13 protein-coding genes are annotated in these 13522 nt (G+C 65.4%); 5 read left to right on the top strand and 8 right to left on the bottom strand.

Going from position 1 to position 13522, the window contains the following annotated elements; all coding sequences use genetic code 11:
* Nucleotides 1-3: 3 nt before the first annotated feature.
* A complete protein-coding gene (locus O3305_RS03010; protein WP_184166810.1) occupies nucleotides 4-399 on the bottom strand; it encodes a TadE/TadG family type IV pilus assembly protein in 396 nt (131 codons plus the stop codon).
* 430 nt (nucleotides 400-829) lie between these two features.
* Between O3305_RS03010 and O3305_RS03005 the strand changes: the two genes are divergently transcribed.
* Complete coding sequence (locus O3305_RS03005) at nucleotides 830-1639, top strand: PAS domain-containing protein (protein ID WP_269575080.1); 810 nt, start codon at nucleotides 830-832, stop codon at nucleotides 1637-1639.
* Between the two features lie 2 nt (nucleotides 1640-1641).
* Here O3305_RS03005 and O3305_RS03000 read toward each other — a convergent pair whose 3' ends face one another.
* Entirely contained in the window at nucleotides 1642-2310 is a 669-nt protein-coding gene (locus O3305_RS03000; RefSeq protein ID WP_269575079.1) for a hypothetical protein, read from the bottom strand.
* A 174-nt stretch (nucleotides 2311-2484) separates the two neighbouring features.
* Nucleotides 2485-4995, bottom strand: a complete 2511-nt coding sequence (locus O3305_RS02995) for a TonB-dependent receptor (protein ID WP_269575078.1) — start codon at nucleotides 4993-4995, stop codon at nucleotides 2485-2487.
* Between the two features lie 251 nt (nucleotides 4996-5246).
* Here O3305_RS02995 and O3305_RS02990 point away from each other — a divergent pair, with 251 nt between their 5' ends.
* Nucleotides 5247-5717, top strand: coding sequence for an Hsp20 family protein (locus O3305_RS02990; RefSeq protein ID WP_269575077.1), 471 nt, complete (start codon nucleotides 5247-5249; stop codon nucleotides 5715-5717).
* A 220-nt stretch (nucleotides 5718-5937) separates the two neighbouring features.
* Here the strand turns inward: O3305_RS02990 and O3305_RS02985 are convergent, their stop codons facing one another.
* The 5 genes from O3305_RS02985 to secG form a co-directional block, all read right to left on the bottom strand.
* Nucleotides 5938-7782 carry a methyl-accepting chemotaxis protein gene (locus O3305_RS02985; protein WP_269575076.1) on the bottom strand — a complete coding sequence of 615 codons (1845 nt, stop codon included), beginning with the start codon at nucleotides 7780-7782 and terminating at the stop codon, nucleotides 5938-5940.
* Between the two features lie 221 nt (nucleotides 7783-8003).
* Nucleotides 8004-8636 carry a peptidylprolyl isomerase gene (locus O3305_RS02980; RefSeq protein WP_269575075.1) on the bottom strand — a complete coding sequence of 211 codons (633 nt, stop codon included), beginning with the start codon at nucleotides 8634-8636 and terminating at the stop codon, nucleotides 8004-8006.
* Between the two features lie 96 nt (nucleotides 8637-8732).
* A complete protein-coding gene (locus O3305_RS02975; protein ID WP_269575074.1) occupies nucleotides 8733-9296 on the bottom strand; it encodes a hypothetical protein in 564 nt (187 codons plus the stop codon).
* 95 nt (nucleotides 9297-9391) lie between these two features.
* Nucleotides 9392-11026 (bottom strand): CTP synthase, encoded by a 1635-nt coding sequence (gene pyrG, locus O3305_RS02970; protein WP_269575073.1) that lies wholly within the window; start codon nucleotides 11024-11026, stop codon nucleotides 9392-9394.
* Nucleotides 11027-11132: 106 nt separating this feature from the next.
* Nucleotides 11133-11537 carry a preprotein translocase subunit SecG gene (gene secG, locus O3305_RS02965; RefSeq protein WP_269575072.1) on the bottom strand — a complete coding sequence of 135 codons (405 nt, stop codon included), beginning with the start codon at nucleotides 11535-11537 and terminating at the stop codon, nucleotides 11133-11135.
* 205 nt (nucleotides 11538-11742) lie between these two features.
* On the opposite strand from secG, the gene O3305_RS02960 reads away from it, so the two are divergent.
* The 3 genes from O3305_RS02960 to argC all read left to right on the top strand — a co-directional run bounded on the left by O3305_RS02960 (nucleotide 11743) and on the right by argC (nucleotide 13347).
* Nucleotides 11743-12096, top strand: coding sequence for a MarR family transcriptional regulator (locus O3305_RS02960; RefSeq protein WP_183996777.1), 354 nt, complete (start codon nucleotides 11743-11745; stop codon nucleotides 12094-12096).
* Nucleotides 12097-12223: 127 nt separating this feature from the next.
* Nucleotides 12224-12409 (top strand): SH3 domain-containing protein, encoded by a 186-nt coding sequence (locus tag O3305_RS02955; RefSeq protein WP_342250374.1) that lies wholly within the window; start codon nucleotides 12224-12226, stop codon nucleotides 12407-12409.
* On the top strand, nucleotides 12406-13347 hold the full coding sequence (gene argC / locus O3305_RS02950) for an N-acetyl-gamma-glutamyl-phosphate reductase (protein WP_269575071.1): 942 nt from the start codon (nucleotides 12406-12408) through the stop codon (nucleotides 13345-13347). The genes O3305_RS02955 and argC overlap by 4 nt, the downstream gene beginning before the upstream one ends.
* Nucleotides 13348-13522: the final 175 nt, after the last annotated feature.

Here is a 13522-nt window from a genome sequence, read left to right as displayed (position 1 = left end):
GCCTCACGGCGCCGACAGCGTGACCGTCGCGCTGCGCTCGATCACCTTGCTCGGCGGCGGCACGAGCTTGATCGAAAGCAGCGGGTCATTCGACGCATCGTAGGAAAGGCGCACCGTCACCGTCCTGCCGTCATCGTCGACAAGCGCGTTCATCTGGTCCGGCTTGAGCGCCCCGGTCTTGCGGATATTGGCGTCGAGCGCGGTGCGGACCAGCGCCGCCCGCTCCGTGGGATCCAGGCCGCCAACGGCGGCACGCGCCGCCTCGTTGGCCGCCTGCTGCACGCTATGGGCGCAAAGGAACCAGCCGCCATAGGTGACGATGCCGCTGACCAGCAGAAGCAATATCGGCAGCGAGAAGGCCATCTCGATCGCCGCCGCGCCGCGCCTGTCCGCCCACAACCGCCGGCCGGAACAGGCCGCCCTCGAAGTGGAAAGGAACCAACGCGAGCACATGCGCATCTTTTCGCATGTCGTAGCTTCCAAATTGCTCCCAGGCAGCGAAGCGCGATATTCGGATTTTCAGTAAAGATCGGACATAGCCAAGGAGCGCCAAAAGCACCTGGATTCGAACGATACTCTTGATTTTTCGCTCCATTTTCGACACAGCACGGCTTGATTTACGTTAACGGTGCTTTATTGTCCTCGTAGAAAACACATTGGTCAAAATACGTAATTGCTCGAACTTGTCGCGACCGAGCCGTAACAACTGCCGACGCCCGAAAACATTCGAGAGTTTTCAGTTATGCAACGACCATCGGCCCAGACCGTTTCCTCCGCTGAACTTACCCGCAATTTCGCGTATTGGCAGGACAGGGCCATGCATGGCCCGGTGACCATCACTTATCATGGTCGCCCCCGCTATGTTCTGCTCGCCGCGGAAAGCTGGGATGCCGAACAGGCAGTCGTCGAACGGGACACGACACAGCGTGATCTCGAATACCAGTTCCTCGTGGAGCATATGGACGGCGGCCTGCTCGTGATCGATCCCGAGCTGAAGATCACCGACGCGTCCAGCGCCGCCGCGATGATCCTGGGGCGGGCTCCCGCGGCGCTGGTGGGCATGCCCGTCGCCGATGCGCTGCCCGCGACGACGCATTCCACGTTGCTCTCCAGCCTGCGCCACGTCCTTCGCAGCGGCGAGCAGGCGCAGTTCGAGCTGACGCTCGACGAGGAGAATGGCACGCGGCTGCGCGTGCGCGCCGTGCCCTGGGTGGAAGGCCTCGCCCTGCTCGTCCGGGTCAGCTACGAGGGCGACGAGGAAGCACGGCTCGCCGAGCAGACCGCCCTGGAGAAGGCGCGGGTTGCGCATGGGCGGATCGAAGTGATCCGGCTCACCGTGCGCGGGACGGTGACGATGGTGGAGCCGGAATTCGCCCGGCTGGTCGGCTTGCCGCGGGACCGGATCCTGGGGCTGCGCTTCGTCGATCTGCTGGCGGTACGGGACCGGGCGCTCGCACGCGACGCGATCGAACGGGTGCTCAGCGGCCGCTCCGAGGCCGAGGCCTTCGACACCAGGCTGTTGTGCGGGGGCGCCGAGGAGATCGGCGCGCGCATCTCGATCGCGCCGCTCGCCAGCGGCTATGCGGTGGGCGGCGCCGTGGTGATCGTCACGCTCGACCCGGGGACCGAGGCGGCCTAGGCCTAGTAGCAGGACGGGCGCTTGAGCGCGGCGGTACGCGACACGGCGCGCCTGAACGTATCCACCACCTGATTGGTGAGCTCGTCCGGCCGGCGCGTCATCCCGGTCAGGCGGCCGCAGGACAGGGTGACTCCCGCCCAGGTCACTGCCCAGCCGATGCGCGGGCGCTCGATGCTGTGCCCCTCCAGCGTGACATTGCCGTGGATCTCCGCGGGCGCGCCGTCGTCGATGCGGGTCAGGGCGGCCTGGTTGAGGCGGGTGGCCCAGCCGCCGTCCCCACCCTCGCCCGGCCGCAGATCGATACGCGCCGCACCGGGTCCTCGGCGCAGGCGCGGGTCGGCGGCCTGGTCCTCGGGCTGGACGACGCCCTTCGGGCGGGCGCCCATCGCGGCGGACACCATGTCGCCCACCTGCTTCACGCCCGACACGTCGCTGCGCACCGCCACGCCGAGCAGCACGGCGATCATCCCGAGGATCAGCGCGATGCGGACCAGGTTCGGGATGGTGAGCCGCGACAGCACCAGCACCGAGATGCAGAGCGAGGCGATCAGCGCGATATTGGCATAGCCGCCCGGCGTGAAGGCCGGCGAGTTCACCCAGACCAGCGCGCCGGCGATCTGGCATGCCGCCACCAGCGCGGCCAGAAGGCCTGCGCCACTGAAGCTCGGCATGGTATTCGGCGAAACGCGCATGATCTTCTCAATGTAGAAGATCCTACCATTCGATTCCGGTTAAGACGCGGCAAATCCTCCGGAATGAACAGATAACAAGAAGGGAGGCGGTGCGGGCGCCGCCTCCCTTCCCCAACCTCCCCCGGCCATGGCAGGAGGTCAGTATCGCGAAGATCAGAAGCTCTTGCTGATCGTCAGGCCATAAGTCCTCGGGTCGCCCGGCTGGCCCACGATCAGGCCGGTGCTGCCCGACTGGACCGAGAGCAGCTCGAAATACTGCTTATCGAACACGTTGCGGACCCAGCCATAGATGTTGAGATCCGCGCGCCGCCAGCCGAGGCGGACGTTCGACAGCGAATAGGCGTCGATCCAGGTATAGGCCGAGGGCGACGGGTTGGACGAGAATTTCGAGCGCCAGTTGCCGTCATAGCCGAGATAGACCGTGCCATCCCCGGCCGGCTGGCGGATCTCGCCACCCCAGCTGAGCGACCATTTCGAGATACCCGGCAGCACCTGGCCCGAAATGTCGCAATAGGCGGGGCTGCGGCCGCCCGGCGTACCCGCCGGATCGGTGACGCCGCCCGGCGCGGTCGCGGTACCGCCGGAAAGCTCCGGCGGGCACGGCGCGTTTTTGAAATCGGCGTATTTCGCGTCGGTATAGGCGCCGTTGAAGTAGAAATTGACGTTCTGGGTCGGACGGGCCGAGAGATCCCATTCAAAGCCCTTCACCCGCACCTTGCCGGCATTGGCCAGATAGCCGCGGATCACGTTGATCGCGTTGTTGTTCACCGTCGCCTGATAGTCGCGGATCTCGGTCCAGAAGGCAGCCGTGTTGAAAGTCACCTTGCGATCGAGGAACTGGGTCTTCAGGCCGATCTCGAAGTGATCGACCTTCTCCGGCTTCACCGTCTGGGTCGAGAGATCGACACCCGTGCTGGTCGAATTGAGCGGCAGCCCCGAGAGGTTGATGCCGCCCGACTTGAAGCTGCGCGCATAGGTCGCATAGCCGTGGACGTCCGGCGAGAAGTCGTACGACAGGGTGATGTCGCCCGAGACGTTCCAGTCGCTGAACTTCGGGCTGTAGCGCTGCGGGGCCAGGGTGTTCAGCTGGTCCGCGGTAGCGGTGCCATTTGCGAGCAGCGCGGCGACATTGGCCGCCGTCGCGACGAAATTGTAGCGCGCATTGCTGATGCTGACGACCGACTCGTAGAAGCCGGACTTCTTGTCATAGTTCAGGCGCAGGCCCGGCTGGATGTGGAAGCCGTCCACGGGCTCCCAGTTGAGCTTGCCGAACAGCGCGAAACTGGTGTTGTCGAAATTGATCGTGTTGGTCGAGGTCAGCCCGTTCAGCACCAACGGGTTGCAGGCGGCTGCCGTAGCCGTGGCGCAGCCGGTCGCACCGATCGGAACATTGCCCGGATTGAGCAGCCAGCGGCTTGCCGCCGCCCCCTGGACCTGCGAGCCCTGGGTATCGATCGTCTGGTGGAAGAAGAAGGCGCCGATCGTGTAATCGAGCCGGCCGTCGCCATTGGAGCTGAGGCGCAGTTCCTGGCTGAACTGCTTCTGCTGCGACGGGTTCTGCGAGACGGTAGTGATCGGCAAGCCGATGAAATCGCGATCGTTCTTCGGCTGCCAATCCCAATAGCGCCACGCCGAGACCGAGGTCAGCGTCGCCGGGCCGAGATTCCAGTTGGCGACCAGCGAAGCGCCGCCGATTTCCTGGCGCGAGTTGATCTGGGCATCGAGATCGACCTTGCGATCGAACGGATCGGTACTGGCCGGCGCATAGCCGAACGCGGCTGCCAGCGCCGTATACTGGCGGGAGATCGGCCGCTGGGTAGCGCCGACCCGCGCATAATATTGCACGCAGCACAGCGGGTTCTGGAGGTTCCAGTCGCCCGCCAGGGTGAAATCGAGATCGTCATTCACCTTCCACAGCAGCTGGCCGCGGAAGCTGCTGGTGCGCTGCTTGTGAAGATCCTCGCCGGTGCGGACATTCTCGATCGTCCCCTCGCGGCTGGTGAGCGCGCTAGAGATGCGGATCGCGAGCTTGTCGCTGAGCGGACCCGAGACCGATGCCTTGGCCGAGATCAGGTCGTAATTGCCGACGCTCAGCTCGACCTTGGTCTCCGGCGTGAAGCTGGGCGCGCGAGTGGTGATGTTGATCGCGCCAGCCGTGGTGTTCTTGCCGTAGAGCGTGCCCTGGGGCCCGCGCAGCACTTCCACCCGCTCGACATCGACGAAATCGAAGGTCGAGGCGCCGATACGGCCGATATAGACCTGGTCGAGATAGAAGCCGACGCCCTGCTCGATGCCGTCATTGGTGAGACCGAACGGTGCGCCCAGGCCGCGGATGTTGATCGCGGAATTGCGCGGGTTGCTCGAATAGAACTGCACTGCTGGCAGCGAGGTCTGCAGACGGTTGAGGTTGGTCGCGCCGGTGTTCTCGATGGTCGCGCCGCCGATCACCGAAATCGCGATCGGCACGTCCTGGGCCTTTTCCTCACGCCGGCGGGCCGTGACGACGATCTCGCCGCCATCCTGAGGCTTCGCCTTTTCCTGCTCATCCGCATTGGCGTTGGCGCTGGCGTTGGCAGCGGCGGGCGCCGGATCGTCACGCAGAACTCCGGCAGGTGCCGGAGCCGTACTGGCTAGGAGTAGCAGTGAAAGCGAAGCAAGGCTCATGATTATCCCCTCTGGCCGTGTTGCGCTTAATCTCCACTCAATTGGGGGATATTAGCGAGCAAGGAGATGTTTAGCGATACCTAGCCTGAGTTGGCCGGCGCTTGCGGGGCCCGTTTCGCCGCATCTTGAAAGGCGGAATCTCCGACACAATCTGTATCAAGCGGCGCCGTAACGGGCCGCGAAAACCACGGCGTCGCGGGCATCCGGGCGCCGGCAAGTTCATCAATTCGCTCAAGAATAGAGGTCTTGATATGCGCCAGTTCGATTTCACCCCGTTCCGCCGCTCGACCATCGGGTTCGACCGGCTGTTCGACCTGCTCGAGGCCAGTGCCCGCGCGCAGGCATCCGAGAATTATCCCCCGTTCAACCTCGAGCGCGTTGCCGAGGACCGCTACCGGATCACGATCGCCGTCGCCGGCTTCAAGGCTGACGAGATCGACATCACCGCGCAGCAGAACCTGCTGCTGGTGGCCGGCAAGAAGCGCGAGGAGAACGAGAACAACCAGGGCGCGTACCTGCACCTGGGAATCGCCACCCGCAGCTTCGAGCGGCGCTTCGAGCTGGCCGATTTCGTCCGCGTAGAGAGCGCCGACCTTGCCGACGGCCTGCTGGTGATTGAGCTGGTCCGCGAAGTGCCCGAGGCGATGAAGCCCAAGAAGATCGCGGTGAACGGCGGCTCCGCACCGAGCCCGATCGAGCATCGCGAGGCCGATGCCGCATAACTGACCGACCACGGCTAGCGACGTCTTCCTCCCTTTGGACGTCGCAGCGGGGGGCGCTCGGGCGATGGTCCGGGCGCCCTTTGTGTTTGCGCGGACCTGCCCTCCAGCGGCCTTGAAATGCGAAAGGAGGGAAGGACTTGCGTCCTCCCCTCCCCATATGCTCGCAGTTTCATTATAGGAAAGCCTGCGTGCAAATCGCGTATTTCACGAAAAATATGATTTAAAACGTCGCCCAATCGTCCGACGGGGTGAGCGCGGCGACGGCGGCCGCCGGAAGCGGCTTCACCGGCGAGACATAGCCCGGCGCACCCTTGGCGCGGATGCTGCTCGCCGCCGGCTTGGCGGGGCGGCGCGGCGGGGCCTGGCTGGCACCGATATTGAACGCCGAAGCCTGTTCCGAGAGCAGCTGGACTTCCGAGCTCAGGTTACGCGAGGCGGCCGACGTTTCCTCGACCATCGCGGCATTCTGCTGCGTGGCCTGGTCCATCGTACCGATCGCCACGGCGATCTGCGTGACGGCCGCCGACTGCGCTTCGTTGTCGCTGGCGATATTGGCGAGCAGGTCATGGACCTGGCCGACATCGCCCGAGATATTGGCAAGCGCGCCATCGACCTTTTGCACCATCTCCACCGCGGCGACGATATCGCCCTGGGTTGCGGTGAGCTGGTCGCGGGCACGGCCTGCCTCTTCCTCGGCGCGCATGGCGAGCGCGCTGACGAGATCGGCGACGACCGCGAAACCGCGACCCGCCTCGCCCGCACGCCCCGCCTCCACGGCGGCGTTCATTGCAAGCACGCGCGTCTGGAACGCGATCTTGTCGAGGCCTTCGATGACCGAGTCGATGCCCTTGGCGCTATCAGCGACGCGAGTCATCGCCTGGACAGCGTCATCGGCGATCGAACGGCCATCGCTGACGGTGGAGATCGCCTGATCGGCGCGGGTCAGCGTATTGCCGGCGGCCCTGGCCGTCGCCTTGAGGCGATCGTCCATCTGGCTGATCGCGGCCGACGTCTCCTCCAGCGAAGCGGCGTTGCTCTCGGTACGGCGGGCAAGATCCTCCGACGCCTGGGCGATCTCGCCCGAGCCGGTGCGGATGGTGGCCGCACCTTCGACGACCGAGCCGATCAGCGTGCGCAGTGCAGTGAGCGCCGAGTTGAAGTTGGTCTTCAGGGCAACATAGTCGGAAGCGAACTCGCTGTTGATCTCGGTGGTGAGATCACCCTTCGCCAGGCTTTCCAGCCCGTCGGTGAGCGCGGAGACGACATGCTTCTGCTCGGCGTCGGCGACCAGCTTCGCGGCATCCGCCTTTTCCTTGGCGACCGCGGCATCGCGGAACACCAGCACGGCGCGCGCCATGCCGCCGACTTCGTCCTGGCGATCGGTGCCGGGCACGTCGATCGTGTTCTCGCCGCCGGCGAGCCGGCCCATCAACCCGGTCATCCGCTTGATCGGATGCGCGATCATCGTGGTGAGCAGCCAGCCGAACAGCGCGGCCATGGCGATGCCGAAGGCGCCACCCAGCGTGAGCGCGGTGATCGCAGCTGCACGCGCAGAGGCCTCAACCTTCTGGGTCGCGGCGACGCGCTCGTCCTGCACATCGTTGATCTCGCCAATGATCTTGCGGATCTTGCCGAGCTGCTTGACGCCCGCGAGCTGCTGCGCCTCGCCCTGGGTGGCGGGATTCTTCGCAAGCGCGATCATGTTATCGAGCTTGCCGCGAAGCTCCGCGATCGCGGCGACCAGATTGTCCATACGCGTCTTCTGCTCGGGAACCGCGGTTCCTGCGCGGAACGCGTTGGCCAGTTCCTCGATCTTCTTCCCCGCCTCATCATAGGTCGTGAGGAAGTCGGCGTTGCGCAGGATGACATAGGCGCGGACAGCGCTCTGCTGCTCCAGGATCTGGCCCATGATGTCGCTGACATGCTCCGACATCTCGGACGCACGCTGCTTGTCCTCGGAGGCTGCGCCGACGGTCTGCAGGCTCGAGAAGAGCAGCCAGCCTACGCCGGCGAAGATGCAGACGAGCAGGACGAAGGCCGCCGCGAGCTTGCGCGGTATCGACATATTCTGAATTATCATATTCCCTCCCGACCGGCCCCCGAGAGGACCGGCATCCGAAAAACATTCGGGCAAGACGCGAGAAGCCTGCGAGCGGAGGGCCGGTTCGATCTAATCCCATTTCCGTCATAGGAACCGGGCGGCCGATCGATCCGAAACGGCGTGAAATATTTTTCCGGAACGTGTCCGGCTTGCGACCAAGTCTTTCCGCCGTAGGGGAAATTCGGTTACTTCGGCGTGCCGATCAGCCAAGGCTTCACATAGCCGGTGGGCCTGGCGACGCCGTCCAGGCGGACGGCGCGGAGGATCTGGACGGGCTTGAGGATCATCTGGTCCTTCATCGCATCGCGGCCGCCGCCGGTGGGCATGGCGAGCATGCGCTTGACCACGTCCATGCCGGTGACGACCTTCCCGAACGCCGCAAAGCCGCGATAGCCGGCCTTGGCATCGAGCCCGGGATTGGGCCCGACCATGATCGAGAAGTTGCAGTTCGCTCCGTCCGGGTTGGGGCCATGCGCCATCGAGATCGTCGCGTCGAGATGGCGGATGCCGGTCTGCAGCGTCGATTCCAGCGGCGGCGACGGCAGCATGCGCCGGGCATCGGTGCCGATCCCGCCCTGGACGAAGCCGTGCGCCGGATCCCCCTTGCGCCGGGCGGAGCGGTAGAACTGGGTACCGTCGAGCCGGCCGTCATCGACATAGGCCATGAAATTGGCGACCGTCTTCGGCGCGCGCCTGGCATCGAGCGCGAGGACGATGTTGCCCGCCGAGGTGACCAGGCGGACACGCACCGTGGCGGGCTCCTGCGGGCCGGACGCGGCGGTGAGGAACAAGGCGAGGACGGCAATCAGGATACGCATGCGGCTTCGCTAGTCGATGCCGGCCGCCGAAGGAAAGGTCCTTGTTGCGGCTGCGAAGGCATTTGCGACCGTGCGAGCTTCCGCGAACGAAGCGCTCTAGAGGAGATAGACCACGACATAACGGGCCACGAGGGCGGCCATCACCACTCTCGCCCAGCGATTGTTGGGCACGAACATCGCGGCGAGCATCAGCGCGGCGAGGATGACGGTGAGCGTGAGCGCGAGCGGGCGGAACAGATGCGGCGCGATCTTGGGCAGGCCGGCGTAGAAGCCGAGCTGGCAGATCAGTAGCGCGAGCATCACCCCGATGACGATGCGGCGGACGCGGAAGAAATGCGCGTCGAAGTCCGCCTCCTCCTGCACTTCGCGCGGGAAGACGAGGTGGGCGGCGAGATAATAGGCGCTCGCGAATACGGTGATCGCCATCAGCGCCTTGCCCGAGACGAGGACGAGCTCGCGCACCGTCCAGGCCGCCTGCCAGAAGGAGAGCAGGTCGAGGATCACAAAGGCGCCGAGCAGCGGGGTGAGCCAGCCGATCCGGATCGTCGAGCCGGGACGCAGACGGGCTTCGATCGCCCGGGCGAGGCCGCCGAGCACCTCGGCAAGCGAAAGCCCGAGCAACAGTCCGTAAAGTGCGAAGATGAACTCGAAATCCGACATGCGGCTGTCCCCCTGCCCGGCTGTTAGCGCGAGGGACCGGCAAAAGAAAAGGCCGGGCGTTGCGGCCCGGCCTTCCTGTTCCTGCGGGACTGGGCCTAGACCAGCCGCGACTGCCGCACCGCCGCCTCGATGAAGCTGGCGAACAGCGGATGCGGCTCGAAAGGCTTGGACTTGAGCTCCGGGTGGAACTGCACGCCGACGAACCAGGGATGGTCGGGCCGCTCGACGATCTCGGGCAGCGAGCCGTCGGGCGACATGCCGGAGAAGACCAGGCCGCCCTGCTCCAGCACCGGCTTGTACGCGGTGTTGACCTCGTAGCGGTGACGATGGCGCTCGCTGATCTCGTCCGAGCCGTAGATCGACGAGACGACCGAATTGCCGCCGAGCTTCGCGGTATAGGCACCAAGGCGCATCGTGCCGCCGAGATCGCCGCCCTCTTCCCGCTTCTGCAGGCCCTCAGCGGTCATCCACTCGGTGATCATGCCGACCACCGGCTCCTCGGTCGGGCCGAATTCGGTGGTCGAGGCATTGGCAATGCCGCCGGCGCGGACGCCTTCGATGCAGGCCATCTGCATGCCGAGGCAGATGCCGAAGAAGGGCACGTTGCGCTCGCGGGCGAACTTCACGCCGGCGATCTTGCCCTCGCTGCCGCGCTCGCCGAAGCCACCGGGGACAAGGATGCCGTGCAGCGGCTCGAGCTGCGCGGTGATCTCTTCCTCATTGTCATGCTCGAACAGCTCGGCGTCGAGCCAGCGGATGTTGACCTTCACCCGGTTGGCGATGCCGCCATGGGTGAGCGCCTCGGTGAGCGACTTATAGGCGTCCGGCACGCCCATATACTTGCCGACCACGCCGATCGTGACTTCGCCCTCGGGATTGAGGACGCGGTCCTCGATCTCTTCCCAGCGGGCGAGATCGGGCGAGCCGGCGACGTCGATGCCGAAGGCCTTGAGCACTTCGACGTCGAGACCCTCGGCATGATATTGCAGCGGCACGCCGTAGATGGTCGGCGCGTCGAGCGCGGGAATGACCGACGAGGCGGGCACGTTGCAGAACAGCGCGATCTTGGCGCGGTCGCTCGCCGGCAGCGGCTTTTCGCTGCGGCAGACGATGACGTCGGCATGGACGCCGAGCGAAGCGAGCTCGCGGACGCTGTGCTGGGTCGGCTTGGTCTTCAGCTCACCGGCGGCCGCGATGTACGGCACCAGCGTCAGATGGACGCTGACCGACTGGTTGCGGCCGAGATCGTTGCGAAGTTGGCGGATCGCCTCGACGAAGGGGAGGGATTCGATATCGCCTACGGTGCCGCCGATTTCGCAGAGGACAAAATCGAGATCCTCGGTGTCCGCCTGGGCGAACGCCTTGATCGCGTCGGTCACGTGCGGGATCACCTGGACGGTGGCGCCGAGATAGTCGCCGCGGCGCTCGCGCTCGATGATCGTCTTGTAGATCCGGCCCGACGTGATGTTGTCCGACTGCCGCGAGGCGACACCCGTGAAGCGTTCATAATGCCCGAGATCGAGATCGGTTTCCGCCCCGTCGTCGGTCACATAGACCTCACCATGCTGGTGCGGCGACATCGTGCCGGGATCGACGTTGAGATAGGGATCGAACTTGCGGATGCGGACCCGATAGCCACGCGCCTGGAGCAGAGCCGCGAGGCTCGCTGCCATGAGACCCTTGCCTAGCGAGGAGACCACGCCGCCGGTGATGAAGATATACCGCGCCATGGGAGAAAACGCCTAACGTGAATGGACGCGCGCCGGAAGCGTGCGAATCACGCAACCGGGCACAAATTTATGTGGACAGACCCGGACCAGGCCGGGACCGGCGGATTTACTGGGCCAGCGGAACCGAGCTGTTGCCCTGCGCGGCCGGAGCCGGCGCCGTACCAGTCGGGGCCGAGCTGTTGCCCGGCGCGAAGGGAACCGCACCGCCCGCGGGCGCGCTGGTCGGCAGCGCCTGGGGCGCCGCAGCCGGAGCCGCACGCTGGAGCGAGGCGTCGATCGTCGCGCCGTGGCGATTCGCCGCCAGGAAGGCGAGCAGGATCGACATGGCGATGAACGCGGTCGCGAGAATCGCGGTGGTGCGCGTCAGGAAATCGGCCGCGCTGCGCGCCGACATCAGGCCCGACGGGCTGCCGCTCGAAGTGAGGCCGCCGCCCTCCGACTTCTGCACGAGGATCACGCCGACGAGACCAGCGGCGATGAATGCCTGAACGATGAGCAGGAAGGTGAACATGAAATGTGCGGACCTCTTGGAGAAAGGCGGCACATAGGGGAGCAACCCGCTCCGATCAACCTTCGAGAGGCGTCCACTCATCTCGGTTAATCAACAAAGCTGTAACATTTCGCATCCGGACTGAAACCGGATCGGTTCAGGCGCGTTATGACGTGTGGCCCTGGCGTATCGGGGGCGTAACAACAGAGTAGATGCCGTGAACGCAATGACCGACAGCTCGCTTTCTTCGTGGAAGAACACGCTGATCGACTATGTGCGATCGGGAGAACCGGACCTGACCAACCGGCAGATGGCCCTGCTTATGCTCGTCTATCTGGAACCTGGACCCCATACCGTGCGCGGTTTGGCCCGGGCTTTGAACGTATCCAAGCCCGTTGTAACGCGTGCCTTGAATAGACTGGGCACGCTCGGCTATCTGCGCCGCCAGCGCGACGACACCGACAAGCGGAACATCTTCGTCGCCAAGACCGCGGAAGGGGCAGAGTTTCTTGCAGAATTCGGGCATTTCCTCGCTGGGGGGCACATCGCCGAACCAGTCGCCCGCAGGGCCAGCGCGTAAGCGTTTCGCGCTGAAGGGCCGTTCGGTTCCCATCGATCCCAGGGTCGATGCGGTTCGTCGTGATCTGGCAGACGTGCGTCTGGCGGATCGCGTTTTCGCACCCCATTATGCGGCGCCTATGCCTCGCATGATCGCCTCTGCCGTGCCCCTGCGCGCCGGCCCCAAGCTCGATTCGGATACGCTGGTGGAACTGGCCGCCGGCGAATCGTTCGAAGTGCTGGAATTCGCCGGCGATCACGCCTGGGGCGTGGCACCCGGGCACAATCTGGTCGGCTATGTGCCGGCCACGGTCCTGGAGCGCCCGGCGGCATGACGATTCGCGTGTTCATCGACGGCGCCGTGGGCACCACGGGCCTGGAGATTCGCGAGCGGCTGGATGGCCGCGCGGGGATCGAGCAGATCATCCTGGACGACAAGGACCGCAAGGACGCCGCCAAGCGCGAGGACGCGCTCAATTCGGCGGACTTCGTGATCCTGTGCCTGCCCGACGACGCCGCCCGCGAAGCGGTGGAGATGATCAAGGCCAGCAAGGTCCGCGTGATCGACGCATCGAGCGCGCACCGCGTCGCCGATGGCTGGACCTATGGCTTTCCCGAGCTGGAGCCCGGACAGAGCGCGCAGATCGCCGAGTCGGCGCGCGTCTCCAATCCCGGCTGCTATCCGACCGGCTTCCTCGCACTCGTCCGCCCGCTGATTCGCGCCGGCCTGGTGCCGCACGACCATCCGCTGAGCGTCAACGCGGTCTCGGGCTATTCGGGCGGCGGCAAGAACATGATCGCCGAGTTCGAGGACGCCAAGGGTGCGACCTATACCGAGACGGCGTTCCGCAACTACGGGCTCAACCTTGGCCACAAGCATGTGCCCGAGATGACCAAGCATGCGCGCATCGTGCATCCGCCGATCTTCCAGCCGGCGGTGGTGCGGACCTATCGCGGCATGCTGGTCGAGATCCCCCTGCCCCTCCACGCCTTTACCCGCCGGCCTTCGCTCGACGCGATCGAGAATGCGCTGCGCGAGGCGTACAAGGATTCGCCGATCGTCCGCGTGCTGCCGGGCGACGTCGCGGCGGTGACGATCGAGGAGGACGCAGGCACCGACCGGCTTTCGCTGCGCGTGTTCGGCAATGCCGAGACGGGCCAGGCACGGCTGGTGGCGACGCTCGACAATCTCGGCAAGGGCGCCGCGGGTGCCGCGGTGCAGAACCTCAACATCATGGCCGGGTTCGAACAGACCGAGGGGCTGGTGCTCTGAGGGGCCTGTCCGGTTCTGGATTTTGAAGAGGCCGGGCCCTTGGGTCCGGCCTTTTTCGTTTTCGGCGGCTGGTGCATCTGTTCCCGGCGAAGGCCGGGGCCCAGGGTCATAAGCGACACGGCAGAGAAACCCTGGGCCCCGGCTTTCGCCGGGGAACATGAAGGGTTGGCGGCCC

This window comes from Sphingomonas sp. NIBR02145 (assembly GCF_027359115.1).
GTDB lineage: Bacteria > Pseudomonadota > Alphaproteobacteria > Sphingomonadales > Sphingomonadaceae > Sphingomonas > Sphingomonas kyeonggiensis_A.
This window is presented reverse-complemented; position numbering and strand designations above follow the sequence as displayed.